The following is a 26,687-nucleotide window of genomic DNA, read 5'->3' as shown; positions in this document are numbered from 1 at the left end:
GAAAATTATAGCAAACACAAAAAAGCCCTCCTAAGAGGGCCTTTCACAACGCAAAACTGCAGTAACATGCTCACTAACAATCAATCGATACGAGGGTGCTGCTCTACCAGATCCCGACGCTCTTTAGCGAGCGCTGCCATCTGTTCATCAATAGCATTGATCTGGCTCTCGATATCATCGTGATAATCGGTCAGCACCTCCCTGGCCTCCTCACGATCCATCGCGGCCGGATTCGAACCAATCAGGGGTTTCCCGGAGCTTTCAGCCGTCAACAAAATCACAGCCGCACCAATTACACCTGAGAGCATCAAATAGTAGGCAGGCATCATGTTTGTGCCAAAGGCATCTATCAGCCAGGTCGTTACCAGTGGCGTGGTACCTCCGAACAGTGACGTGGATATATTCAATCCAATAGCCACGGCACCATAACGAATCGCGGTAGGGAAAAGCGCGGGCAACGTCGAGGGCATGACAGCCGTGAAGGTGTTAAGCAGGGCGCCAAGAATCATCAAACCGAAGAAGATGGCGATCATGCTGGTACTTTGAATCAACCACAGACACGGAATGGAGAGAATAACGAATCCAACGCAGCCAATAAAGATGATTGGCCTACGGCCCCAGATATCACTCGCCATGCCCATAAAGGGTTGGATGACCATCATCACTACCATGACCAGTATGATCAGGTACAGGCTATGGCTAGCGTTGTGATGCAGGTTGGCGGTCATGTAGGTCGGCATGTAGGACAGCATCATGTAATCCGCTACCATATAGACCAATACCAGCCCCGCACAAAGAAGCAGTGGACGCCAGTGGCCAGAGACCAGGCTGACCAGTTCACTACGACCATCATCCTCTTCTTCCGAATCATCGTGATTACTGTAAGCCGGTGTCTCTTCCAGCTTCATTCGCATGTAGAGACCGACAATACCGATAGGCCCTGCAATGAAGAACGGAATACGCCATCCCCAACTAAGCAAATCACTTTCGCTCAGAGTTGAGGTCAAAATGGTAACAACGACGGCGGCCAGGATGTAGCCAATAAAGGTACCGAATTCAAGCCAACTGCCCAGAAAACCACGCATGCGGTCGGGCGAATACTCGGCGATGAATGTAGCTGCTCCACCAAATTCCCCTCCTGTCGAGAACCCCTGGATCATTCTCAATATCAGCAGCAGGATAGGAGCCAATACACCGATGCTGTTATAGCTGGGAATCAAACCGATGCAGAAGGTACAGACCGACATCATGATCATGGTGAAGGCGAGAATTTTCTGACGGCCAATCTTGTCACCCAAAGGCCCCAGTACCAGGCCACCGATAGGCCGCATCAGGAAGGCGGCAGCAAAGGCACCAAAGGTTGCCAGTAACTGAATACTGGCATTGTCACCGGGAAAGAAGACACGCCCGATGGTCGTTGCAAAGTAGGCATATACGCCGAAATCGAACCATTCCATGGCATTGCCAAGAGCGGTGGCAGCGATGGCGCGTTTCAGGGTTTCCTTTTTGACAAGTGTAACGTCACTTAGCTTCAACACTCGTTTTTTACTTCTTTTCCGACCATGTTCATTGGGCGGTAAGGTGGTTGAACCAGCCATTTAAATTCCTCTAGTGGGATCTTGGCTCATACATAATGTACGTGTGGTTTTTTATCATTAATGATAATAACGAAGGACAATAATAGCATAGCCCACCTGCTTGTTAAGTTGTTTTACATCACTACGAATTCCATTTTTGCTTTAAAAAACAGTGTTTTATTTGATGACATAAAAAATTACAAAAAAATTTTCCGGAAAGAATCCTTCAAGATCAAGCTGTTGGAGAACACCTGAAAAAACAGCTGGACAAAAGCTCATTTTTTACAAGACAGGACAGATCAATTAAGGATAGGCTGTGATTGAGGGTAAACATTTTGAAGAGAATATTTACCTGAGGAAAAGTCATCATCTTCTACCTGTTGATGACTTCCGGACTGAAACAATTACTTATTCATGCTTTAGCAAATTTGTCACAACTTAAGCGCATCATCCAAATTAGGGTACTCAACCAGTACACGTAAACGTAGATGAGGATTCGCACATGCTTGCTATTGATATGCTTTACTATGCTGCCAAAGGCTATGCAGAGGATGCCCAGGAAAACGGTCAGGATCCCTATGCTTCCGCCATGGAAATGATTACGCTCATTGCAAACGAGAACAAGCTGGAAATCAGCGCTGACGACATTGATCAATTGGCAAAGGATGCCTTCGATCAACTGCCTGAAAGCGAGATGAAACTGGCTTCGTGATTATTTTCAAACATCATTTATCTATTCAGCCATTAATCCGAAGCGGATTCAGGCTATACAGTACCCCTTCGCCCCTTGATTTCTCCTGATAGTGAGAACAAGGCGTAAGTCAGGCAGGATGCCATAACCCTTGGGGCGAACGGGTAATCCATTCAACTGATTTGTATTTGTTAACGGCCTCTCATCATTAAAATGAGAGGGATAACGGGGCACAACTACAGCGCTGAACACACCTACCCTCGCAATCCCTTTACCTTCCTACCGTTTTGCTCAACCAATTCAACTCTATCGCGCATTAGCCGCGTTCGACGATAAATAGTTTAGTATTCGATACCTTTGAAGCCAGGAAATATGCCTGCAAACCAAATATTGCTATTGTTAAAAGGAGCATGGACTTTTCTCGGAACCCCCTTTTCCTCCAATAACAACAAACTGTCATAGAGAGAAGCATTGTCATGTTAACAACACTGGCTATTGCCAATTATCGTTCCCTCCTTGATCTAAAACTCTCCCTTGGGCCGCTCACTGTCATCGTGGGTCAGAATGGTAGCGGTAAATCCAACCTTTATAAGGCACTGCGTTTGCTAGCGGATACGTCACGCGGAGAAAGTAGCGTTATCAATGCACTTGCCATGGAGGGCGGACTCCCTTCCACGTTTTGGGCCGGCCCGAACAACCTCAGTGCCGCCATGAAACGCGGCGATGTTCCGATTGAAGCTACCAGCAAGCGCAAGGCCCAGCGCTTGAAACTGGGCTTCGCCAGTGATGATTTAGGCTACGCCGTTACCCTGGGGTATCCTGCCCACAGCAAGGATCAACAAACGCCCGTCCCGCCTTCTGCCTTTAAATTGGACCCGGAAATCAAGAAGGAAATCATTTTCGGAGGGCCTTTCTATCGCCCAAACACAGCGCTGGTCGATCGTTCTGGATATATTGCTCAAGTACGTGATGGCAGGAAGTGGCAGCTCGCCAGTTCCCATATCCCTCCCTATACCAGCATGTTTGATCAACTCTCTGATCCCAAAGTGGCACCCGAAGTCTTCCATGTAAGACACATGATTCGACAATGGCGCTTCTATGATCACTTCAGGACAGACCAGGATGCACCTGCACGAAAGTCCAGTATTGGAACGCGTACACCTGTTCTTTCCGCCGATGGACGCGATCTGGCCGCAGCGCTTCAAACCATTATCGAAATTGGCGACCACAATAGCCTGAATGAAGCAATCGATGATGCCTTTCCGGGGAGTTACATTGACATCACTCGTTCTGAAGACGGTTTATTTACTCTTAATCTTTATCAGCCCGGTATGTTGAGGCCGCTAACAGGTGCAGAGCTGTCCGACGGAACTCTTAGATTTATTTTATGGGTGGCCGCTTTGTTGACACCAAGGCCGCCTGCCCTGATGGTATTAAATGAGCCGGAAACCAGCCTCCACCCGGACCTACTCCCCGCACTGGCCCGTTTGATTGTGAAGGCATCAGAACATAGTCAGGTATGGGTGATCTCTCATGCAGAATCATTGGTAGAAACGCTGAAGGAAGCTCAGCAGTGCGATATTATCGAGCTTTACAAGGAAAACGGACAAACCCTTGTCAGAAATCAGGGGATACTGAATACACCCGCGTGGCACTGGCCCAATGAGGGATAAGAACGAGTGTATAACGAGCGCTTGTTTGCCTCTCAATACCCTTTAAACGTCTAACCCTCATTGCTCCTTATACTCAAATATTTCCTATTCTGTGTAGCTCACAAATCGCCAGGTTTATCGAGCAATACGCCAGGATGCCGGTGCTAGGCGGCGATCTCCGTCAAAGTATCGCCCGCCTTGCCGAGCCAGCTCCTCTTCAACAAGCGCCACAACCGGCCCAACCTCCCCGGAGGTAAAAAGCGTCCGGAATGCGGTATCGAATTCAACCGCTAACTTGGCATCCACTTTGGATAATAATCTGGGTAGCCATTTAGTGGCACCATTCCACCGATGACGACCACGAAGTGCAAGTTCAGCCAGCTTGGGATAAAGCACAGCACCTATTGCCAGTGTTTCAACGGGAGGGCGGTCTCCCTTCAAATCATCCAGAGCATCCGTGATTTCATAGCGGAGTGCATTCAACGCGGCTGTAGACAAGGGTGGCGGCCCTTGCTCCAAACGTTTTTTTGCCTCCCGCTGAAGCTGTTCTGCCAGAGGATTCTGATGACCAATAATCACGCCTTCAGCCACCATACTGAGTAAACCCGGCTGCCCTCTTTCAACGTCATCATTGATGAACCAACCGAGCGTTTCCGGATCATGGTTGAAGACCTCCACGGGGACTCCCTTGTACACCAGCGATTCCCGGCAGGCCGCTTCCAGATGGTCGAAAACCACAACGAAATCAATATCCGATAGGTGTGTGCCTTCCTCACGCATGATGGAGCCTGCCGCATAGGCGAAAGAGGCCTCCGGATAATGAGTGTCCAATAGCTCACCAGCAATAGTGAGAGCCTGCTCAGAGGAAATAACACTGGGTTCCCGTACGTCTTTGGAAGTCATCAAATTAGCCTGCTCAAGGATTGTGTTTTAGAAAACAAGCACAGGTCATTAATTAGATATGAGTAATCAGAGTTTGACTAGAGGAATACCATGGAAAGGGAAGACCAAAAGGAAATGAATATTAATAGAGGCGAATAACAGGCCAAAAAAAACCCGGCAAGGGGGCCGGGTACCAAGGGATCATTGTAGGGAACAATTACTTACTCTGACTGAGGGTGTGGTAAAAAGTTCATGGAAAAGGTAAAAAATTTTAGTGCCGAATAACTCTTTCTTCCTTTCGCCCTTCAGAACTCAACCAAAACCAGCCTTCCCTTCCCTTTTTTGCTAAACTCATACCCATAACGAAGATCATAACGCCTGAAGGGAACAGGGCATAAGGAACGCCATACATGAAATGGAACAAAGCACGCCAGAGTAATAATGTTGAGGATGAACGCGGCTCAAGTAACGGACGGATTGGTATACCCTTTGGCAAAGGCGGAGCCAGCATCGGAGGCATCGCCATCATCGCACTGGTCGGGTGGTTAATGGGTGAAAGCCCCATGCAAATTCTTAATCAGGTACTGAATCAGGTTGGGGGCGGTAATACCTCTTCTACCAGTGCGCCTGCTCCTCAACAGAGCACACAGCATACAGCGACAGCGCAAACCTCCAGTGACAATGCGGGTAATCAGGAACAAGTGGCATTTGTTAAGTCAATTCTGGGGGATACAGAAGATACATGGAGCCAGATATTCTCCGAACGAGGCAAACACTATACTGATCCCAAACTCGTGCTTTATACATCGAGCGTGAATTCCGGCTGTGGTTTCGCTACATCCGCTACCGGGCCGTTCTATTGTCCGATGGATCAGAAGGTTTACCTTGACCTTTCTTTCTTCAAGGAAATGCAGCAGCAGTTTTCATCCAATAATGATTTCGCGCGTGCCTACGTAATCGCCCATGAAGTGGGCCATCATGTACAGCAAGAGTTGGGAATCACTGCAAAGATTCAGCAATTGGCACAGGAAGGGCATCCCATGAAAGGGGCAAATGGCCTCTCGGTGCGTCAGGAACTTCAGGCCGACTGTTTCGCCGGTGTTTGGGCTAATCATGCACAATCCCGTCACCACTGGCTGGAAGAAGGCGATGTTGACTCGGCACTGAAAACCGCAAGCGCTATCGGCGATGATCGTCTTGAACAACAGGCACAAGGCCGAGTCGTTCCGGATTCTTTCACACACGGTACGTCAGAACAGCGCGTGACTTGGTTCCAGCGTGGATTCAAATCGGGTGATATTGATCAATGTGATACGTTGGATGCGAAGAGCCTTTAAAACCAATAGACCAGCTTGACCATGGTCGGGTTGGCTTATAAGAAATAACAAAATACCCCTCCGTCTTGAATGGAGGGGGTAATGAAAATAACCATGCTATTTATTGGTTGAATAATGTAATCCGATCTAATCATTATCGAAATCCAACCCAAGCTGGACCTTCGGGGATGCTGACCTATGATTTAATACCTCCACTATTTCATAGTCGGCACGCAGACCGGACAAGGTCATTTTTTGTGTCCTTTTGATCTTTGCTTTGATGAGATCTTCTTTCGCAAAGTTTTCCTGATTAAGCCGTACACGCTCCAGGAATTTTTCGTCAGTCACGTCAGCATAGAAGGCGTTTCCTCCCACACCTTCCGAAAAGCGCCATTTATTGCCCTCCTGAAAAGATATGTTGACGATTTGCAATATTGATTCATAAACATCTTCGTCAAGAACTTCGTCCTGTGAGGGCGGGGCACGAAAGTATACTGCCGAATCCCTTTCAATGATAAAAGCCGGGCTGTCTCCTTTCTGAGGCATGACTGAAACAGATTCAATCCCCTCTTTTTCCAGTGGCGCTACGATACCCTCAAGTGCTTTCCTTAGCTTGTAATCACGGAGTAACTGTATAACTCTTTCTTCTGTATCGATATGTTCTTCATCAACATAGATACGAACAATACCATCTTTTATAGGCGTGATTTTTTTCACCGGTCTGCCGCGAAGCCATTTGACTACGGCAATAACACCTTTCAATGCATCCTTTGCACTCAACCCAAGCAAACTTAGAATTACTGCAGCATCAGCAACTTCTGACTTGGAAAGAAAATCATGTACTCGAGCGAATATAGACTGAGCCGTTACAAGGTCAATACCAAAGGAGCCGGCTTTAAATGAAGCATGTACATTCAGGCTGATTTTAGCCTGGTCTCCATTAAGGATGCTGTTGGCACGATCAACCATTTCGCCCAAGGCCAAGAGTGCAGGCGATAAAGTTCTTACATCCATTGTGTGGTTTTCTAACGCTTGCCCGTCATAAACCAAGTGAAAACGTTCCATTCCACTATCCTCGACCACATCAACCTTTAAGAGAGATATACAATACAGATATTGTATGCACCCAGAGGCTAATTCACCATTCCGAACAACCTTTTAGCAGAGTCAATTAATATAAAGCTAAAGCTGGATGACACTGCAGCAATAATAAAAATATTGAGGCATCGATACTCAGTATGCATTAAGTTAAGTGCTCTGGATAATGTCATCGCCATCCCTTGTGACCACTGGTAAAAACAACCAGCTGGAGCCCATTGCCATCAGTCATGGTCAATGTCTTTTCAAAAGGCTTCGCGAGCTTCACAACGAGGGCGGTTAGAGCCATAAATAGGTATACCGACAAGATCCAACAGGAAAATATACCTATTAGTATACCTATTTGACCGGCGACTGGAGGGGCTTATTCAGGCAGGCATAAGATGAGAATCGGGCTGTACGCCTTGATTTTACTGGGTTTTGATGACTGGAGAGGAATGCCAAAAAAGGGCTGATGGCGCGCCTGACGGGATTCGAACCCATGACCCCTGCCTTCGGAGGGCAGTACTCTATCCAGCTGAGCTACAGGCGCTTAAGAAAGGAATTTCCCGCACAGCGAGAAACTGCGCCGTATCCTACGTGTTACCGGCGCGCGTGTCCAGCCTCTGTAAAACTGAAACGCAATATTTTATCCACACCCGGTGAGTGATCGAGTGCTCAACCAGATGTGGATAACTTAACAGCAATCATTCGCCTAGTTCAGCAAGGAACGAAGCCCAGCAATGGCAGAAGTACCACGTTCGAATTTTTTCTCGGGATCTTCTTTATCAGCCCGACCTTCCCAATCCAGAATTTCTTCAGGCAGCTCATCCAGAAATCGGCTAGGGGTACACTCCATCATCTCACCAAAAGCCTTGCGCTGTTTGGCCAGCGTCAGTGTCAAGGTTCGACGTGCCCGTGTAATACCCACGTAGGCAAGGCGGCGCTCCTCTTCTACCGTTCCTGATTCAATAGCGTTGCGGTGAGGCAACAGGTCTTCTTCCAGGCCCATGATATAGACATGGGGATACTCGAGCCCCTTGGATGCATGCATGGTGAGTAACTGCACTCGATCAGTGTCGTCCTCTTCTGCCTGCTGATCAAGTATATCGCGCAATACCAACCGTGAGATCGCGGCTTCTACATCATCGGTTTCTGCCGTGATATCGTCATCGCTCTGAGCCACTTCTTCGTCGGAAGGCTTGAGCGATTTTTCCAATTGATCAACCAGCGTCCATACATTCTGCATACGCTTTTCAGCCACAACAGGCGCACTGGCGTTTTGATGCAGCCATGCTTCATAGTCCATTTCCTGAAACATGCTGCGAATGGCGCTGATGGCATTGCCTTGATCCATTCGGCGGCGTACACCTTCAATAAAACGACAAAACCATTCAAGGCGTTTCAATGCCTTTTCATTCAGAATCTGATTAAGACCGAATTCACTACTGGCGGCAAACAGGCTCACACCTCGCTCACTGGCATAATTCGCCAGTTTCTCGATAGTGCTGGGACCAATTTCCCTTCGCGGGACATTCACAATACGGAGAAAAGCGTTGTCATCCGCAGGGTTGATCAACAAGCGAAGATACGCCATGGCATCCTTGATCTCGTTACGAGAGAAAAAGGAGGTGCCCCCTGACAGCTTGTAGGGAATTTGATAGTGCTGAAGTTTCAATTCAAGCAACCGCGCCTGAAAGTTGCCGCGATATAGCACTGCGAAATCGCGCCACTTGGCACTCAGTTTAATGCGGCGCGTTAGTATTTCACTGGCAACGCGTTCTGTCTCCGCCTCTTCATTACGACATACCAGAACACGGATGTTCTCCCCCTCGCCCATTTGGGACCACAGGGTTTTCTCGTATACGTGCGGGTTATTGGCAATCAGCGTATTGGCCGCATTCAGAATGAGCGCGGTTGAACGATAATTTTGCTCAAGCTTGATAACCTTCAGGCGCGGAAAATCTTCACCCAACTGGACAAGGTTCTCTGGACGCGCGCCTCGCCATGCATAGATGGATTGGTCATCATCACCTACTACGGTAAAGGTCTCCCGCTCCCCCATCAGCAATCTGACAAGGCGGTATTGGCTTGAGTTGGTATCCTGATACTCATCTACCAGCATGTATTGAATACGCTTGCGCCAATGGGCAAGTGCCTCTTCGTTCTCTTCGAATAATTTGGCGGGGAGGTAGATCAAATCATCGAAATCAACAGCATTATAGGCCTTCAAATGGCGTACATAAGCTTCATAGACGTGCGCTGCATAGGCGTCATCGTCCGTTTCCGCATGAGACAACGCCTGACCGGGCGAGACAAGATCATTCTTCCAATTGGAAATAATGCTCTGAACACGGCTGATCTGATCAGCATCTACCTGCGCGTCCTTGTGCATCAGATCACGCAACAGTGCCTTGGCATCTTCAGGGTCGAAAAGTGAAAAACCTGAGCGATACCCGAGCCGTTTCAACTCGGCACGAATAATATTCAGCCCCAGAGTATGGAAGGTGGACACCGTCAGCCCATAGCCGGAACGCCCCGGTAACATGCTACTGACACGCTCTTTCATTTCGCGTGCCGCCTTGTTGGTAAACGTTACGGCAGCAATACGGCGCGCGCTCATGCCGCATTCGCGAATCAGATAGGCAATTTTGGTGGTAATAACGCTTGTCTTACCCGAACCCGCGCCGGCCAGTACCAAACAAGGGCCATCGATGTAGCGAACGGCTTCCTGCTGGCGCGGATTGAGTTTGGCTACCCGTTGCTTGATATCTGCGTCCATCACGACACCCCGGGGGACGTTTTTATTCCTGCGCCCGCGAAGCCCAAGTGCCGCCAGGATTCATACACCATGACCGCACAGGCATTGGACAAGTTCAGGCTACGGCTGTCGGGTTGCATCGGGATACGAAGACGTTGTTCAGGCGGCAGAGATTCAATGATACTTGGCGGTAATCCACGACTTTCAGGCCCGAACATCAGGGCATCCCCTATCTGATAATCGGGGGTGTCATGCGTGGTGGTACCTTTGGTCGTGATGGCAAATATACGTTTGGGTGCAATATCCGCCAGAAAATCTGCATAGCTTTTATGAACACGCATGGCTGCCCATTCATGATAATCCAGGCCTGCCCGACGCAAGCGCCGATCATCCAGTACAAACCCAAGGGGCTCGATCAAATGCAATCGAAAGCCGGTATTGGCACATAGACGAATGATGTTGCCGGTATTAGGGGCAATTTCAGGTTCATAGAGAACGATATCTAACATAGAAGGTTACTGGCACAGTAGATGGGCAGATCACCTCATGATACAGGAATCACTGCAACAATGGGGGAGTTGGGGATGCTAAATCAGGCACACATCAGGTGGGTATAGGCAGAAAGCTGGCCATGAAAACAAAAATCTGGCGCCCTTTCAAAGAGAGAACGCCAGATCGCCATCAATACTCAGGGCATTGATTCCTACCCTCAAATTCAATCAAATCAAGGATTAGAAACCAACACTGACACCGATTTGGGGCCCATTAAAGAAGGAGTGGCCGCCAGTGTGTTTGAACTTGGAGTGCTGGTAGTGGTAGCCCACAAACGCATAGGTTTGCGCAAACAGTTTGAAGCGACCACGCACATCATATTCGTAGCTTTCTTTTGCACTTCCCTGCGAAAGGGCACTGGGCGTGTAATAGGCATCACCACCAATGCTCAGAAGGGGGAAGGCAGGCAATGGGTAGTACACATAACCACCGAGCCCAAGGCCACCGCCATTACCGTAGTGAGTATTCTGGTACTGGTAACGACCACCCACGCCTACATCCAAACCCGGCACCCAGGGGGTAAACATCAGGGATGCATTGTATAAATTGGCTTTATGACCATGGCGGTTTGTATGTGCATAGCCAAGACTGCCACGGAACAGGGGAGTAAATGCCTGCGTCGCATTCACGCCTTCATAGTGACTACCGACTTCCCCATTGATGCTAATGGCTTCTGCCTGATGACTGGCCAACAAAACGGCGCCAGAGAGAGTCGCAATGGTAAGAATACGTTTCATAACTTTATCAACCTTTTGATGCTCATGGAGAGCCCGTGAGCCACTGAGTATAATAGCGTACTGAATTACTCGTGGGTTCAGGTACCCTTGTTTTCCTGATCCTTGGCTTTTAACGCCAGGCTAGTGACAGAGTACACCTGTTTGAATCATGACAATAATGTGAATCAACAGGTATCAGCAACTATTTTTGCTTTATGCCGTAACGGTTACGATAATCACGGATTTTGAGGGCAAACTGCTCAAGCTGGGGATGAGCGCTTTCTGTTTCCAGATACGTCAGAATGCTATCCAATCCCACAATAGGAATAACGGGTATACCAAACTCGGCTTCTACCGCTTGAATGGCACTGTATGAGGTTTCATCATTGGCCCGTTCTTCACGGTCAAGCGCAACGACTACGCCCGCAGGGGTCGCTCCCTGTGCCTTGATAAGCGCGATCGATTCACGGATGGCGGTGCCCGCCGTAATTACATCATCAATGATGAGCACATTACCCTTGAGTTCAGCACCCACAATGGAACCACCTTCACCGTGATCCTTGGCTTCTTTTCGATTGAACGAATATGCAATATCTCGGCTAAAATGTTCCGCAAGAGCTACACTGGTGGATGCGGCTAAAGGAATCCCCTTGTAGGCCGGCCCAAACAACACATCAAATTGTGGTGCGGACTGGATGATGGCTTCCGCATAGGAGCGCCCCAGCTCAGCAAGGGCTCGGCCACTGGTAAACCTGCCAGCATTAAAGAAGTAGGGGCTAATTCGCCCTGATTTAAGAGTGAATTCACCAAAAGAGAGGACTTTTTCCTCTATGGCGAATTCTATAAACCTGCGTTGAAAGTCTTGCATGTGCGTGCCTTTGAAACTGGCGTCTGATTAAAATCTTAAAAAGCGACGCGAATTAACCCAAAAAGATAAAACCTCAGGTATCATACACGCGCAGATAACAAGGGACCATGTATGAAGATCGTTACTGTCAATGTCAATGGTATTAAACGCGCGGTAGAGAGGGGCTTTCTTGATTGGCTAAATGCTCAGGATGCTGACGTTGTCTGCATTCAGAATCTCAAGGTAAAAAGCTTCGAACTGAGCGATGACATCCTTTATCCGGAAGGATATGAAGGCTATTTTATTGATGCCGAGGAAGATGGATTTTCCGGTGTGGGCTTGTATTGTCGTCAGATTCCCAAAGCCATCATGTATGGATTGGGATTTGAGCAATGCGATCATGAAGGGCGTTTCCTTCAGGCCGATTATGAAAAATTCAGCGTTGCCTCGTTTTTGATGCCCGAAGACCCTGAAGCAAAACTGAAGTTTATTACGCCTTTTAGCGAGTATCTGAACAAGCTACGGCGCAAGCGTCGTGAGTATGTACTTTGCGGTACCTGGCAAATTGCACACAAAACCATCGACGTCAGGCATTGGGCGGATTACCAGATTACCCCCGGATTCCGCGCAGAAGAGCGCGCATTCATGGATCAGGTATTTGGGCCGCTCGGATTTGTTGATACATTCCGTGAAGTCGAGCGTGGAGCAGAACAATATACCTATTGGCCGCAGCTGGATCAGGATGTCCCTCGAAATCTGCAGGATGGATGGCGAATGGACTATCAGGTGGTAGGCCCAAATCTACAGCGTCATATCAAAAACGCCTGGATTGATCGGGAGGCCACGTTCTCTGAATACGCTCCCCTGATCGTGGAATACGATATTGAAATCTAAGCGTTAATAGAATTAGAACAGAAAATACGCACACCATAATGCCTTATCAGGCCTGAATTCCCCCTGACAGTTGTCAGGGGACTCTCTTTTTCATTCCTGTTTATTTTACATCTTGCCTTTCGTCCAACCTCTCGATCCCCTCCACATGACATGCGGTTGTTCAACCCTCGTCATAAAGAGAGCATCCATCATTCGCGAAGAGAAGAAATCACGCGTTCAATCGGTCAATAAATCGTTGTGTGAATGACGATAACTGTTGCCAGTCAGTATATTCTTCATCCGTAGAAGGATCCGTTGGACCACCCGTCATTTTCATTATCATACGGATCATCAGCTTGTCGAAAAAACCGTAACGTGGATAACGCAGGGCACCCGCAGCGACCAGGCACTCAGTCGGTTGCCAGGATGAGCCTTCGAGAAATTTGCGCGTATACACATTGGTCTCGGGCGTATTTTTGTCGGGCTTGCGCGCCGTGAGATTGACAGAAATAAAAGCGGTCGTCATCGCATTCAATTGTGGCGCGTAATGCGTGGTAAATTTCGAAAGAGCCGGGTTGAATTTTCCATAACGAATCGACGCCGCTATCAACACGCCATCAAAATGCTCGGGTGAAGGCGCCGCCGAATCCTGAAGATCCGCAATATGTGCCTCTACTCCTGACTCACTCATTTGCAAGGCAACAGCGTCCGCGATTTTTCGGGTCTGACCATCATGAGTGCTATAAAGAAGCAAAACACGTTTTGCAGGGGCAGATGTCACGATTGAGCTCCTTTTAAGAATAATTACGACTACTTGTTGCTACTTATCACTACGACTGACTTATCACTACGACTTACCACTACTGCAATATCACAGGTGTTTTGTTGCCCGCTATTCGTGCGCTCTCTTGAGTATTTTGGACGCTGAACACTACAACGCGAGCATGCATGCCGAAAAGCTTCACAACATTCACTGTCAGGCGCCCCATTGCAGTACTGCTCAGGGACTTACTGACATTGATACTTGTCGCTAAGTTACACCAGTCCCAACGCTTTACGCTGATGTTCGAATAATTGGACACCCGTTTGCTCGGCCAGATCCAGCATGGCATTCAGTTCGGAGCGATCAAAAGGGGCTTTCTCGGCAGTACCCTGTACTTCAATCAGCCCTTTGGATTCTGTCATGACGACGTTGAGATCCGTATCCGCACTGGAGTCTTCAGCGTAGTCCAGATCTACCACAGGGGTACCACGATAGATACCTACCGATACCGATGACACCAACTGAACCAGAGGATCACTTTTGATTTTCTTCGTACGTTGCAGGTAATGCAGTGCATCCACCAGTGCAACACAACCGCCTGTAATGGACGCTGTACGTGTACCACCATCCGCCTGAATAACATCGCAATCGACGGTAATCGTGAATTCGCCCAGTTTTTTCAGGTTGACTGCCGCACGAAGTGAACGCCCAATCAAGCGCTGGATCTCGAGAGTACGCCCCCCTTGCTTACCACGGGTTGCTTCGCGCCCTCCTCGGGTATGCGTCGCACGGGGCAACATGCCATATTCTGCAGTCACCCACCCCTGGCCTTTACCACGCAACCAGCGTGGCACGCCCTCCTCCACCGAGGCATTACACAGTACTTTCGTGTCGCCAAACTCTACCAGTACGGACCCTTCTGCATGTTTGGTATATTCACGTGTAATACGGATATCACGGGGGGCGTCAGGTTGTCTTCCACTTGGTCGCATAGGAACTTTTTCTCGATCAGGTTATGAAATTATTCAACAGAGGATGGGTGCACTATTCAAGAAATGATGGACTGAATATAAAGACATGCCATCTGGCTGACAGATTCGAATGGAAGAACTCGGCCAGCCTGCAAGTGCATTCATGACCACTATTGTAACGTGGTTCGAGTGATAACACAGACTCCTGCTAAAAAATGCGTTAGGGTTCACCAGAAATAATGCCCAATCCTTTATGGATACGCCATAAAATCAAAAGCGCTGACTACAGCCTTTTCAATACAAGGAAATTGACGTGAATAGCATGACAGGCTTTGCTCGTGTAGAAACACATACATCACAAGGCAGTCTTGAACTCGAAGTGCGTTCGATCAATCACCGGTATCTAGATCTTTCCTTCCATTTACCCTCTGAATTCAGTGGATTAGAGGCTGCCTTCCGACAGTTTTTGAAAGAACATTTACACCGAGGCAAAGTCAGTGTCACTCTGAAATATTCACACCCTTCCTCGAAAGAAGCTCTTCATGTCAATAATGACCGACTTACGGAGCTGCAACACGCAATGGAGGTTGTCGAAAACCGGATTATCGGAATTGCACAGCCCACATCACTCGATATACTTGCATGGCCCGGTATCTGTACACCGCCCACCCTCGATACCGAAATACTCGAGAACACGGCTTTACAGTTATTGGAAGAGGGGACAGCCCAGTTGCAGCAGGCACGCCACCGTGAGGGTGAGCGCCTGACGGCAGCAATCCAGACACGTATTGAAACTCTTTCCGTTATCGTGACCGATATTCGGCAATTGATTCCGGATATTAATCAACGTCAGCGTGCGCTATTGGAGAGCAGAGCCGAAAAACTGGGGCTGGAGCTGGACGAACATCGGCTTGGAAGTGAGCTGGCGCTGTTGGTCCAGCGTGCCGATGTCAGTGAAGAACTGGATCGCTTGTCCAGCCATATTCAGGAAATGTCACTTCAGTTGAAAAGCGGGGATGCCATTGGCCGTCGCCTCGATTTTCTCAGCCAGGAATTGAATCGCGAAGCCAATACAATTGCGTCCAAGTCTGTCGTCAGGGAAACTACACACTTGGCTGTCGAGCTGAAAGTAGTGATCGAACAGGTTAGAGAGCAAATTCAGAATATAGAATAACGCTATAAAACCGTGCATTGCTTCATGTACCAAACGCCATGAATTCAAGTACATGAATGTCCGCGGTAGCAAGGGAGATGAAAAAGAACATGATGGCCCGCCCCACGTGGTTACCCAACAATTTTACGTTATCAATACTGTGTACTGTACTGATTGCATCGTTCCTCCCTTGCCACGGGGAAGTCGCAACGATGTTTTCATGGCTCACCAATATTGCCATTGCTGCCCTCTTCTTCATGCATGGGGCCAAGCTGTCACGAGAGAACATCATTGCGGGAGCTAGCCATTGGCGGCTGCATCTGTTCATCTTTGCTACCACGTTCATTGTCTTTCCTCTGATTGGACTGGCGCTACGCCCACTGGGGATTCCCCTGCTAGGGACTGGACTCTACACCGGTATTCTTTATCTGTGCGCGCTGCCCTCTACCGTCCAGTCTTCCATTGCATTTGTTTCGATGGCACGAGGCAATGTTTCCGCCGCCATTTGTAGTGCAGCGGCCTCCAGCCTGTTCGGTATCTTTTTGACGCCGCTTATTGTGGCGCTCACCATGCAAGCCAGTGGCACGACGGATAGCCACTCCATGATGGATGCCATTGAGAAAATCATGCTTCAGCTATTGGTGCCCTTCATTGCCGGGCAAGTCGCCCGTAAATGGATCAGCGGCTGGGTATCGCGCAATAAGGGGGTACTCAAATATCTGGATCAGGGATCGATTCTGCTCGTGGTGTATACCGCTTTCAGTAGCGCGGTAATTGGGGGAATTTGGCATCGCGTACCAATTCTTTCCCTACTGGCGTTGGTAATTTTCTGTGCGCTACTGTTGGCGATTGCATTGGGATTGACCGCATTTTTTGGCAAGCAGTTTGGCTTCAATCTGGAAGACCGCATTACGATCCTGTTTTGCGGATCGAAGAAAAGCCTCGCGACCGGCGTTCCCATGGCGCAAGTGTTGTTCCCCGCGTCATCCATAGGGTTGATTATTTTGCCGGTGATGATTTTCCATCAGGTTCAGCTCATGGTCTGTGCCTTTATTGCGCAGCGCTTGAGCAAACGGGACGACAACTCGCTCTAGCGATTGCTCACTGGATACCGAGGGGCGGTTCATGAAATATCGGCCTGCAGCCTAACCCTCTCGGGGACTGGAAACAGTCTATGTTCATGAAATGAACTCAAGCGTATTCATTAATCATTGACGGTTAGAGGCGGTTAACGCCGAAGAGTGCGTAGAATGCTATTCAGCAAAGCTGCTCTATTTTGTGATGCCGCCAGCCTAACCACAAACTTAACAGTAACCATGCTACCGATAGAGGAATGGCCACCACGACTACACCGGTCGCTCCCAATCCTATAGTAGTAAGCCCTACGTAGGACCAACTGCCAATCTGATCTCCACTACGGTAGACCACCGTATCGATAAAATTCTTTGCCTTATAACGGTCTTCTTGCGGAATCACGGTAAAGAGGATTTCCCGGGTTGGACGTGCAAAGGCGAAATTGCTGACACGACGCACTACCTGCACCAGAATGAGCGCTACCACACTCGGCCAGACCAGTAACGAACCAAACCCCAGAACCGAGACCAGCGGCAAAATACTGATAATCAGTGCGACCCCTAACCAGCGGGTCAACCTGCCGGTTATTCCCATCTGTAGAATAAACGTGATGATGTTGACCCAGAGGTCAATGTGGGCAAAGAAAACGGTACGCGCACCGTTGTTATGAAAATCGGATTGGGCAATAGAGCCTTGCTGAAAATAGAGGAACGTCGAGGTTACACTATAAAACAGGATGAAACCGGCAATGCCCAGCAGGTAGGGTGATTTAAACGTGTTCACCAACCCGGAAATAATGCTCCCGCCCTTGATTATCTCCTCACTTGTAGCCTCTTTATCAACAAAACGGGGAGAATTTCGCAATAGTTTGCGTGCTGCGAAGATGCCAAACTCCAATAATATAGCCGAGAGGATCAGCATCCAGCTTTGACCAATCAATTCGACAACCACGGAGGTTGTCAAAGCGCCGGCTACGCCGCCCAATGTCGCACCTGCGGCAAGAAATCCAAAGAGTCGCTTACCCTGTTCACTGGAGAATACATCGTCCACCAATGACCAGAACACCGAGACTACGAAGAGATTAAAAACGGACACCCATATGAAGAAGACTCTGCCCACCCAGACACGTTCAGTGGCAGTAGAAAAAACGAGTGCCAGCGAAAATATCACCAAATTCAGCGCAAAAAAGCGATAGGCGATGGCAACGAACTTTTCCCGCGGCCATCGCTTCACCAGATAACCGAACACCGGATTCAATAGAATCATGGTGATCAACGTACCAGTAAAAAGCCAGGGAAGGTTATGAACCCCCCCGTTTACGCCCAAATCATCGCGGATCGGTCGTAAAATGTAATAACACAACAGCAGGGAGAAAGAGTACAGCCAAGACCACTTCAGCGCAGTGGCCTCGTTCTCGCGAATATCCACAAAACAGGCAATACAACGCTGAAACATGCGCACCCTCTTATGAATGGAAAAGCATGGCAACGCACGTGTAAAACACGGCCATGTACTTATAATTCAACCTGTATCACCGCACTATCTACCCTCAACTTATGTCATACTAGCAGACTGATATTTCACGGATCTGCAGTTATGGCACATGCACCTTCATACAAGGCGTCCGAACGTGGCACGCTTTTCATCGTTTCAGCCCCTTCAGGGGCGGGAAAAACCAGTCTCGTCACCGCGCTACTCAAGAAGATGTCAGGTATCGCTGTTTCAATTTCCCACACTACGCGCGATCAACGCCCGGGGGAAGTGAACGGTGTGAATTATCATTTCGTGAGTATGGAGAAATTCCAGCAGATGGTGGCAGATGAGGCTTTCTTCGAATATGCCCATGTGTTTGACCGGATGTATGGTTCGTCAAAACAGGAAGTCGAATCCCGTTTGACCAGCGGTGAAGACGTCATACTGGAAATTGACTGGCAAGGTGCCCGGCAAGTCCGTGAGAAAATGGCTGAAGCGCGCAGTATCTTTATTCTGCCGCCCAGTCAGGAAGCTCTTTATTCTCGCTTAAGCCAGCGTGGTCAGGATTCCGAAGAAACCATTGCACGCAGAATGCAGGAAGCCGTGAGTGAAAGCTCACACTATGACGAATATGATTACGTGGTCTTCAACGATGATTTCGAGCAAGCGCTCAAGGAACTTGAGGCCATCGTCCTCTCGGAGCGGGCAGCCATGCCACGAGCAGGTATCAGTCACCAAAAACTGTTGGATGCCCTCTTGTCACGGGTTACGTCCTGAGAGTAGACTCACCCTCCTTTTGATTTATGGCGAACTTCCGCCTAAAGTAGGGTGTTATGCAACCCTGGATCATGCTTTCCAGCCCTGTAATAGCGCTCAAGGAAAGCCCTTATTCATTTATTCAGCTCATAGCAGGTGATATCCATGGCACGAGTAACAGTTGAAGACTGTCTTGAAAATGTAGATAACCGCTTTCAGCTCGTACTGATTGCCAGCCGCCGTGCGCGCCAGCTTGCCCGCGGTTCCCGTACTTCCGACCTTCCCTGGGAAAACGACAAGGCGACCGTACTGGCGCTGCGTGAAGTCGCTGCAGGTATGGTAACCTCCAGTGTACTGGACGAGCCCGTTGAAGCACCGGCACCGCGTGTTCGCCCTGAACCGCAACCCGAATACGATATTTGATAATATCGATGGGCTCGGAGCCATCCGGGCTCAGACTTTGCTTGCTTCATGTTTGCAATAGATGATTTGGCCGACCGCTTAGAGGGATATCTTCAGGAAGAGGAAATCCGTCAGGTCAAACGTGCCTATTACTATGCTGAACAGGCCCATGATGGTCAGCGTCGCCGCTCGGGCGAACCATACGTCTCCCACCCCCTGGCTGTCGCCAATATCCTCGCCAACCTTCACATGGATCCTCAAAGTCTGATGGCAGCCATGCTGCATGATGTCATCGAGGATACCGCTGTTACCCGTGAGGCATTGGAAGAGCAGTTCGGGCGGGAAGTGGCCAATTTGGTCGATGGCGTCTCCAAGCTCGCCAAGATAGCCTTTGAAGACAAGGCCGTAGCACAAGCAGACAACCTGCAAAAGATGGTGCTGGCCATGTCACGGGATATCCGTGTCATTATCGTCAAGCTGGCCGACCGTCTGCACAACATGCGTACCCTGGGCTCGCTTCGACCTGACAAGAAGCGGCGAATTGCGCGTGAAACGCTCGATATTTACGCCCGAATTGCGAATCGGCTGGGTATTAATACGATCCATGTAGAGTTGGAAGACCTTGCGTTTCAGGCCATCCATCCCATGCGTTCGGAACGTATTCGAAGTGCAGTCGCCAGTGCGCGAGGTAACCGCCGCTCTTTGATACGGCAAATCCAGAATACGCTGCAGGAAACTCTGGATAATGCCGGGTTACCCGGTACCGTCGTTGGACGCCAAAAACACCTGCTTTCCATCTACCGGAAAATGCGCGACAAACACAAGTCCTTCAATGATTTGATGGATGTCTTCGGTTTCCGGATTATCACTGACCATGTGGATGACTGTTATCGCATCCTTGGCGCGGTACATGGCCTTTACAAGCCAGTCCCCGGGCGCTTCAAGGATTACATCGCCATCCCCAAGTCAAACGGTTACCAAAGTTTGCATACCACCCTCTTTGGTGTTGATGGTTATCCTATAGAGGTACAAATACGCACGCGTGCAATGGAAGCCACAGCCAACAATGGCATTGCGGCACATTGGCTGTACAAGGCAGAGTCCGACGAGGTAGCAGAAGGTGGCGCGAGTCACGAACGCGCCCATGAGTGGGTGCAGGGCCTCTTGGAAATACAACGTCAGGCGGGTAGCTCGCTTGAGTTTTTCGAGCATGTCAAAAATGATCTTTTCCCTGATGATACCTACGTATTCACCCCAAAAGGGGAAATCATGGAACTGCCGCGCGATGCTACCGCGGTCGATTTTGCTTACGCAGTTCATACGGATATAGGGAACAGCTGTATTGCCTGTCGAATCAATCGACATCTAGCGTCATTGTCCATGCCCCTGAGCAGCGGTCAGACCGTCGAAATCATTACCGCACCCGGCGCCACACCAAACCAGAACTGGCTGAATTTTGTTGTCACCGCCAAAGCGCGCTCTGCCATTCGTCACTTTCTCAAGCATCAGCAACTCAGTCACTCCATCCTTCTTGGCCGAAAGCTACTGAACAAGGCATTGGCGGATTTCAATACTCATCTGGACGACCTGCCCCCGGGGATCATGGAGGCTGTGTTACATGATGCCAATCTGGAAACCGTCGATGATCTTTTTCATGCCATCGGTTCCGGCAGTAATATTACTTATAGTATTGCGCGTAAATTGGCACAACCTGAATCCGGTGGCGATTTGGCTCTGCTTCCGAAGCCGAATCTTCTCTCCATCGAATTCGGACCAAAAACAGAAGGGATCCGTGCAGCACGTTGCTGCTATCCGCTTCCCGGTGATCATGTTATTGGTCACCTGACCTCGAATGAAGGTATTTGGGTACATCGAAGAGTTTGTCCCAATGCCATCCAATTGCTCACTTCACCGAATCAATGTGTGGAAATAGAGTGGGCCGATATGCCTGGGCACGTATTATTCCCCTCAGAGCTGGAAATTACCATCGGCCGACACCCTCATCTGATCGCCAACATCAGTGAGCTCGCCGATGATGCCGGCGCCGATATCGAGAGTATACGCCGCTGTGAACACGATGAGCGGCTGGTTGTCATCCGCCTGATCCTGTTGGTACAGGACCGTATTCACCTGGCCCGTATTATCAAGCGCTTGCGTAATTTACAATCGTTGGAGCATGTCACTCGCGTTATTCAGCAATAATGACATTTACCCATGCGTATAAAATCTCTTTCATAAAAAAGATAATGGATTCCTTCACGTTTCGTGAAAACCATCGAATTTTGTACGCATTGACACATGTTCCATTACATAGCGTCATACAATGACAGTCACATGGTGACAAATAGTAGAGGTGTTTCATGAGCAATCGTTCTGTTATTCACACGGAAAAGGCGCCTGCAGCCATTGGGCCCTACTCTCAGGCAGTAAAAGCAGGTAATACTGTTTATCTTTCAGGCCAGATTCCGCTTGATCCCGCTACAATGGAATTGGTGGAAGGTGACGTAGAAGCACAAGCGCGTCAGGTATTCACGAATCTGGAACAGGTATGTAAAGCGGCGGGCGGCTCATTGAGCGAGATCGTCAAATTGAATATCTACATGACGGACCTGAGCAACTTCGGCAAGGTCAACACGGTCATGCAGGAATTCTTTTCCGAACCCTTCCCTGCACGCGCTGCTGTGGGTATCTCAGAGCTTCCCAAGGGAAGTCTGGTAGAAGCAGAAGGCGTGATGGTCATTGGTGACTAAGTACTGCTTTCAAAGTCAGTCTGAAAAGCGCTGCCGAGCCCCTTTGGCAGCGCTTTTATATTCATATCCAATCCTTCAGCTCACCGTGTTGAAGATGCCCTTTCCTCCAACACCTGCTCATAGCCTGCTTTGAAATCGGGAAACTGAAACCTATATCCTTCCGATAACAAACGTGCGTTGGAACACCGCTTGTTGGAACGACGGCGGGCTGATCTTTCCATCGTTGCCTGCGGTGTTACCCCCAAACGATCCGCCAACCATTGGGTCACCTCATGCAAGGAGGCCGGATCACAATCCGTACCCAAATAAACGGGCGCCAATGATGCGCCGGAAAGGACTCGCTGAATCAGAAAGGCCAGTGTGCCCGCTGCATCATTCCGGTGAATACGGTTAGTCAGCACTTCAGGGTCGGGTGGTGCAACATGCCCCTCTTCTACCTGATTGATCAATCGCTCTCGGCCAGGGCCATAAATACCCGATAATCGAAGGACACTGCCCTGCAAGGAGCTATTCAGCAAGCGCTGTTCCGCCTGCAGCATCAATGCGCCTGAAAACGAGGTCGGCTCTGTCGGGCTGTCTTCATCCACAATCTCTCCCTCGGATTGGTTATATACCGCCGTTGATGAGACAAAAAAGACATGACGTGGTGAATGAGCACGTTGTTCATAATGGGACAGAACTGTATTCAGACCATCGACGTAGGCAGTTTGATAGGCAGATTCGTCGAATTTATCTGCACTGATAGCGTATACTAGGACATCGACATCCGGTAGGGATAAGAGCGATACTGGGTCTGTGATATCAAGCGCTACAGGCTCTATACTATCGGGCAATCCCTGGGGGGAACGACGAGCTCCCCATACACGATGCCCCTGGTTCACCAGACGGATGCCCAGCTCAGTACCTACATATCCACAGCCTACGATCAGGATCGAGCTATTCATCTGTGCAACTCCCGGGTAATAAATTATCGTCGATTTGGCTCTAACCAATGGCTAGCAATACACTCATAAGTGGCCGGTTTCAAAAAGACTGTCGTTAAAGAACTGTCGCTGAACCTGCCGCGGCACCCTGCGTGGTGCATGATGGAAGGGATCCATGACTTTAACAGAACTTCGCTACATCGTGACGCTTTCGCAAGAACGTCATTTCGGACGTGCCGCAGAACGTTGCTTCGTTTCGCAGCCAACACTCTCTGTCGCCGTAAAAAAACTCGAGGAAGAGTTGGGTATTGCGCTCTTCGAGCGTAGCAAATCGACAGTCCAGGTCACCCCGATGGGGGAGCGTATCATTGGTCAGGCTACGCGAGTACTCGAACAGGCCAATGTTATCAAGGAATTGGCCAGTGAAGGAAAAGACCAGCTTTCAAGCCCTCTGCGCATTGGCGCTATCTATACCATTGGGCCTTATCTATTCCCTCACTTGGTGCCTGAGCTCGCCAAAACCGCACCCCAAATGCCTTTGTATATCGAGGAAGGGCTGACAGGTGATCTACGACGCAAGCTTCGTTCAGGTGAACTCGATGTCATTATCGTGGCGCTACCCTTCACCGAACCGGATGTTTTGACTAAGGTCATTTACGAAGAACCCTTCGAGGTCATTCTGCCGAAAGGCCACCCCTGGCTTGCTGAAAAAGAGATTAGCAAGGAGTGGCTGGCAGATGAGCGTCTGCTACTGCTGGGTGAAGGTCATTGCTTCCGTGATCAGATACTTGAAGCCTGCCCGGCATTGGATGCGCGTGTCAACAATCCGAATAATGGATTAATGGCTGAAGGCGGTTCACTGGAGACCATTCGCCATATGGTGGCCTCCGGGTTGGGTATCACGGTTCTCCCTCGTTCTGCGACGGGCCTGAATTACTATGAGGAAGGGATGATCGACTCTCGCCCCTTCACATCGCCGCAGCCTTCACGCTCAGTCGCCATCGCCTGGCGGGCCAGTTTCCCTCGCCCCAAAGCCATAGATGCACTGACCAGCGCGATTAATCCAGCCAGTATGCATTTGGATAAATCGGGCACCGAAGCACAGCAAACACCTGAACATACGACGTCGTCTTCAACCGTTTGAGGACACTGATTGGACAAGAGTGAGAGATAACGCCTATATGAGCCCGCTGGATCACTCCGTTACCGAGTTGGCAGGTGTAGGAGATGCCATGGCAGTGAAGCTGGCTCGACTGGGTATTCACTCTATTGCTGATCTGTTGTTCCATCTGCCATTACGCTATCAGGACAGAACACGTATTACGCCGATAGGTGAATTGCGAGCAGGGCAGGAAGCGGTAGTGGAAGGTGTGGTGACAGCCTCGAATGTTATCCAGGGGCGTCGGCGCAGCCTGCTGGTTCGCCTGAAAGACACAACAGGTATTTTATCGCTTCGCTTTTACCACTTTGCACCTGCGCAAGCACGGCAATTCACACCGGGTGTTCAGGTACGCCTTTTTGGTGAAGCACGGGCAGGGAGTACTGGGTTAGAGGTCTATCATCCCGAGTATCAGCTTCTCAAGGGCGGTCATGATGATGATTCCAGCAATGAGGCACATTTAACGCCCATTTATCCCACTACTGAAGGGCTCACACAGCAACGTTTACGTGGACTGGTAGAACAGGCCTACCAGCGTTTTCAGCAACATCCGGATGCATTACCGGAATGGTTGCCTGAAACACTTCGCTCCCGCTTTCATTTGATTCATCTGCACGATGCCATCCGTGAACTTCACCACCCTGCACCCGAAGCCTCTTTGGAATCATTGGCTGGTGGCACACACCCTGCGCAACAACGGTTGGCATTCGAGGAGCTGCTCGCTCACCAGCTGAGCCTTCGCCAAATTCGTGTTCAGATTCAGAGCGATGATGCACCCGCCCTGACAGGAGGAGAATCCCTGCGAACACGATTCCTGACGTTATTACCGTTCGCGCTGACAGGTGCACAACGCCGCGTATTGAACGAAATTGATCGGGATATCGAATGCCAGTCACCCATGCTTCGGCTGGTTCAGGGCGATGTCGGCTCGGGTAAGACGGTAGTGGCGGCCGCCGCTGCCCTCAGAGCCGTAGGCAGTGGTTATCAGGCCGCCATCATGGCACCTACAGAGCTATTGGCTGAACAACATTACAATAGTTTCAAGAGCTGGTTCACCCCCTTGGGAATCGAAGTCGCATGGCTGGCTGGCAAATTAAAGGGCAAGGCTCGGTTGGATGCCAAAGCCAACATTGCCGATGGCACAGCAAATGTCATTGTGGGAACGCATGCACTGTTTCAACCGGATGTTCAGTTTCATCGCTTGGGACTCGCCATTATTGATGAGCAGCACCGCTTTGGTGTTCATCAGCGGCTTGCTCTTCGGGAAAAAGGGGAAGCAAGCGGTATTACACCGCACCAGTTGGTCATGACAGCAACCCCCATTCCCCGTACGTTGGCCATGAGCGCCTACGCGGATCTGGATCTTTCCGTGATTGATGAATTACCCCCCGGGCGTACGCCAATCAAAACCGTGGCAGTCGCCAACAATCGGCGGCAAGAGGTTATTGAGCGGATTCGTAATGCTTGTGAAGAGGGGCGTCAGGCCTATTGGGTTTGTACATTGATTGAAGAGTCGGAGGTTCTCGAAAGCCAGGCCGCAGAAGATACTTACGCTCTGCTATCGGAAGCGTTACCTGAATTCACCATTGGATTGGTCCATGGGCGGATGAAAGCACAGGAAAAAAGCACGGTAATGCAGGCCTTCAAGGAAGGTGATATCGATCTTCTTGTCGCCACTACTGTGATAGAGGTGGGCGTGGATGTTCCCAATGCCAGCCTGATGGTGATCGAGAATCCGGAGCGCCTTGGCTTGGCCCAACTACATCAGCTGCGAGGGCGTGTAGGCCGAGGAAGTACAGACAGCTATTGTGTACTGCTCTATGCCGCACCATTATCGGATCATTCACGCGAACGGCTCGCTGTAATGCGAGAAACCAATGATGGTTTCAGGATTGCAGAACGTGACCTTGAGCTGCGGGGCCCCGGTGAAGTGCTGGGAACACGCCAAACAGGGCTGCTGGGCATGAAGATTGCCGATATGGTGAGGGATCGCCCGTTACTTGAGCCCGTCCATCGATTGGGGGGAGAGTTAATGGAGACTCATCCAGAGGTCGCTGTCCCATTGATACGCCGGTGGTTAGGCGAAGAAACCGGACGTTATGCCACTGTGTAACCAATAAAAAAAAGCCCTATTCTCTATAAAGCCCCGCCATTTCATGGCCGCTTTGGATATTTCCGTAAGGCGTATATTTGATATTTTATGTTTTTTCGTCTCCAAGCCTTTAAAAAGCCAAACGTCACGTTATAAGTCACAAGTACTGAAAGTTACATTACAGGGGGCCATGGCTGATCGGCTGAGTTCCCGACGGCTCTTAAAAA

At 49.6% G+C, this 26,687-nt stretch carries 23 protein-coding genes and 1 tRNA gene; 12 read left to right on the top strand and 12 right to left on the bottom strand.

The window, feature by feature from the left end; translation table 11 throughout:
* Window positions 1-80: 80 nt before the first annotated feature.
* The gene (proP, locus tag LMG33818_RS09010) at window positions 81-1,598 is read right to left on the bottom strand and encodes a glycine betaine/L-proline transporter ProP (protein ID WP_442323044.1); all 1,518 of its coding nucleotides are present in this window, start codon (window positions 1,596-1,598) and stop codon (window positions 81-83) included.
* Window positions 1,599-2,079: 481 nt separating this feature from the next.
* On the opposite strand from proP, the gene LMG33818_RS09005 reads away from it, so the two are divergent.
* Both LMG33818_RS09005 and LMG33818_RS09000 read left to right on the top strand, forming a co-directional pair.
* Window positions 2,080-2,289 carry a hypothetical protein gene (locus LMG33818_RS09005; RefSeq protein WP_442323043.1) on the top strand — a complete coding sequence of 70 codons (210 nt, stop codon included), beginning with the start codon at window positions 2,080-2,082 and terminating at the stop codon, window positions 2,287-2,289.
* A 455-nt stretch (window positions 2,290-2,744) separates the two neighbouring features.
* Complete coding sequence (locus LMG33818_RS09000; RefSeq protein ID WP_442323042.1) at window positions 2,745-3,941, top strand: AAA family ATPase; 1,197 nt, start codon at window positions 2,745-2,747, stop codon at window positions 3,939-3,941.
* 114 nt (window positions 3,942-4,055) lie between these two features.
* Here the strand turns inward: LMG33818_RS09000 and LMG33818_RS08995 are convergent, their stop codons facing one another.
* The gene (locus tag LMG33818_RS08995) at window positions 4,056-4,823 is read right to left on the bottom strand and encodes a nucleotidyltransferase domain-containing protein (RefSeq protein ID WP_442323041.1); all 768 of its coding nucleotides are present in this window, start codon (window positions 4,821-4,823) and stop codon (window positions 4,056-4,058) included.
* Window positions 4,824-5,212: 389 nt separating this feature from the next.
* Between LMG33818_RS08995 and ypfJ the strand changes: the two genes are divergently transcribed.
* Window positions 5,213-6,139: a KPN_02809 family neutral zinc metallopeptidase gene (gene ypfJ / locus LMG33818_RS08990; protein WP_442323040.1), complete on the top strand. Its 927-nt coding sequence runs from the start codon at window positions 5,213-5,215 to the stop codon at window positions 6,137-6,139.
* A gap of 126 nt (window positions 6,140-6,265) precedes the next feature.
* On the opposite strand, the gene LMG33818_RS08985 is transcribed toward ypfJ, so the two are convergent.
* From LMG33818_RS08985 to pyrE, 6 genes are all read right to left on the bottom strand, one after another.
* On the bottom strand, window positions 6,266-7,183 hold the full coding sequence (locus tag LMG33818_RS08985; RefSeq protein WP_442323039.1) for an LAPAL motif-containing putative phage structural protein: 918 nt from the start codon (window positions 7,181-7,183) through the stop codon (window positions 6,266-6,268).
* 488 nt (window positions 7,184-7,671) lie between these two features.
* A tRNA-Arg gene (locus LMG33818_RS08980) sits at window positions 7,672-7,748 on the bottom strand.
* Between the two features lie 162 nt (window positions 7,749-7,910).
* Complete coding sequence (rep, locus tag LMG33818_RS08975; RefSeq protein ID WP_442323038.1) at window positions 7,911-9,977, bottom strand: DNA helicase Rep; 2,067 nt, start codon at window positions 9,975-9,977, stop codon at window positions 7,911-7,913.
* Window positions 9,977-10,465 (bottom strand): tRNA (uridine(34)/cytosine(34)/5-carboxymethylaminomethyluridine(34)-2'-O)-methyltransferase TrmL, encoded by a 489-nt coding sequence (gene trmL, locus LMG33818_RS08970; RefSeq protein WP_442323037.1) that lies wholly within the window; start codon window positions 10,463-10,465, stop codon window positions 9,977-9,979. The genes rep and trmL overlap by 1 nt, the downstream gene beginning before the upstream one ends.
* 222 nt (window positions 10,466-10,687) lie before the next feature.
* Window positions 10,688-11,245: a YfaZ family outer membrane protein gene (locus LMG33818_RS08965; protein ID WP_442323036.1), complete on the bottom strand. Its 558-nt coding sequence runs from the start codon at window positions 11,243-11,245 to the stop codon at window positions 10,688-10,690.
* A gap of 181 nt (window positions 11,246-11,426) precedes the next feature.
* Window positions 11,427-12,092 (bottom strand): orotate phosphoribosyltransferase, encoded by a 666-nt coding sequence (gene pyrE, locus LMG33818_RS08960; protein WP_442323035.1) that lies wholly within the window; start codon window positions 12,090-12,092, stop codon window positions 11,427-11,429.
* Between the two features lie 111 nt (window positions 12,093-12,203).
* On the opposite strand from pyrE, the gene LMG33818_RS08955 reads away from it, so the two are divergent.
* A complete protein-coding gene (locus tag LMG33818_RS08955; RefSeq protein ID WP_442323034.1) occupies window positions 12,204-12,965 on the top strand; it encodes an exodeoxyribonuclease III in 762 nt (253 codons plus the stop codon).
* Between the two features lie 208 nt (window positions 12,966-13,173).
* Here LMG33818_RS08955 and hemG read toward each other — a convergent pair whose 3' ends face one another.
* Together hemG and rph are read right to left on the bottom strand one after the other, a co-directional pair.
* The gene (hemG, locus tag LMG33818_RS08950; RefSeq protein WP_442323033.1) at window positions 13,174-13,725 is read right to left on the bottom strand and encodes a menaquinone-dependent protoporphyrinogen IX dehydrogenase; all 552 of its coding nucleotides are present in this window, start codon (window positions 13,723-13,725) and stop codon (window positions 13,174-13,176) included.
* A 254-nt stretch (window positions 13,726-13,979) separates the two neighbouring features.
* On the bottom strand, window positions 13,980-14,699 hold the full coding sequence (gene rph / locus LMG33818_RS08945) for a ribonuclease PH (protein ID WP_442323032.1): 720 nt from the start codon (window positions 14,697-14,699) through the stop codon (window positions 13,980-13,982).
* Window positions 14,700-15,000: 301 nt separating this feature from the next.
* Here rph and LMG33818_RS08940 point away from each other — a divergent pair, with 301 nt between their 5' ends.
* Both LMG33818_RS08940 and LMG33818_RS08935 read left to right on the top strand, forming a co-directional pair.
* Window positions 15,001-15,852 carry a YicC/YloC family endoribonuclease gene (locus LMG33818_RS08940; RefSeq protein ID WP_442323135.1) on the top strand — a complete coding sequence of 284 codons (852 nt, stop codon included), beginning with the start codon at window positions 15,001-15,003 and terminating at the stop codon, window positions 15,850-15,852.
* A gap of 56 nt (window positions 15,853-15,908) precedes the next feature.
* The gene (locus LMG33818_RS08935; protein ID WP_442323031.1) at window positions 15,909-16,925 is read left to right on the top strand and encodes a bile acid:sodium symporter family protein; all 1,017 of its coding nucleotides are present in this window, start codon (window positions 15,909-15,911) and stop codon (window positions 16,923-16,925) included.
* Between the two features lie 163 nt (window positions 16,926-17,088).
* Here the strand turns inward: LMG33818_RS08935 and LMG33818_RS08930 are convergent, their stop codons facing one another.
* Entirely contained in the window at window positions 17,089-18,360 is a 1,272-nt protein-coding gene (locus tag LMG33818_RS08930; RefSeq protein ID WP_442323030.1) for an NTP/NDP exchange transporter, read from the bottom strand.
* 141 nt (window positions 18,361-18,501) lie between these two features.
* Between LMG33818_RS08930 and gmk the strand changes: the two genes are divergently transcribed.
* The 4 genes from gmk (at window position 18,502) to ridA (ending at window position 22,286) form a co-directional block, all read left to right on the top strand.
* Window positions 18,502-19,155 carry a guanylate kinase gene (gmk, locus tag LMG33818_RS08925; RefSeq protein ID WP_442323029.1) on the top strand — a complete coding sequence of 218 codons (654 nt, stop codon included), beginning with the start codon at window positions 18,502-18,504 and terminating at the stop codon, window positions 19,153-19,155.
* Between the two features lie 144 nt (window positions 19,156-19,299).
* A complete protein-coding gene (gene rpoZ / locus LMG33818_RS08920; protein ID WP_442323028.1) occupies window positions 19,300-19,557 on the top strand; it encodes a DNA-directed RNA polymerase subunit omega in 258 nt (85 codons plus the stop codon).
* Between the two features lie 48 nt (window positions 19,558-19,605).
* On the top strand, window positions 19,606-21,738 hold the full coding sequence (locus tag LMG33818_RS08915; protein ID WP_442323027.1) for a RelA/SpoT family protein: 2,133 nt from the start codon (window positions 19,606-19,608) through the stop codon (window positions 21,736-21,738).
* A 158-nt stretch (window positions 21,739-21,896) separates the two neighbouring features.
* The gene (ridA, locus tag LMG33818_RS08910) at window positions 21,897-22,286 is read left to right on the top strand and encodes a deaminase RidA (protein ID WP_442323026.1); all 390 of its coding nucleotides are present in this window, start codon (window positions 21,897-21,899) and stop codon (window positions 22,284-22,286) included.
* Between the two features lie 80 nt (window positions 22,287-22,366).
* On the opposite strand, the gene LMG33818_RS08905 is transcribed toward ridA, so the two are convergent.
* The gene (locus tag LMG33818_RS08905) at window positions 22,367-23,230 is read right to left on the bottom strand and encodes an SDR family oxidoreductase (protein ID WP_442323025.1); all 864 of its coding nucleotides are present in this window, start codon (window positions 23,228-23,230) and stop codon (window positions 22,367-22,369) included.
* Window positions 23,231-23,384: 154 nt separating this feature from the next.
* On the opposite strand from LMG33818_RS08905, the gene LMG33818_RS08900 reads away from it, so the two are divergent.
* Window positions 23,385-24,353, top strand: coding sequence for a hydrogen peroxide-inducible genes activator (locus LMG33818_RS08900; protein WP_442323024.1), 969 nt, complete (start codon window positions 23,385-23,387; stop codon window positions 24,351-24,353).
* A gap of 19 nt (window positions 24,354-24,372) precedes the next feature.
* Window positions 24,373-26,481, top strand: coding sequence for an ATP-dependent DNA helicase RecG (gene recG, locus LMG33818_RS08895; protein ID WP_442323023.1), 2,109 nt, complete (start codon window positions 24,373-24,375; stop codon window positions 26,479-26,481).
* Window positions 26,482-26,687 lie beyond the last annotated feature (206 nt).

The sequence above is a fragment of the Cernens ardua genome (assembly GCF_051251085.1).
GTDB classification, from domain to species: Bacteria; Pseudomonadota; Gammaproteobacteria; order Pseudomonadales; family Halomonadaceae; genus Cernens; species Cernens ardua.
This window is presented reverse-complemented; position numbering and strand designations above follow the sequence as displayed.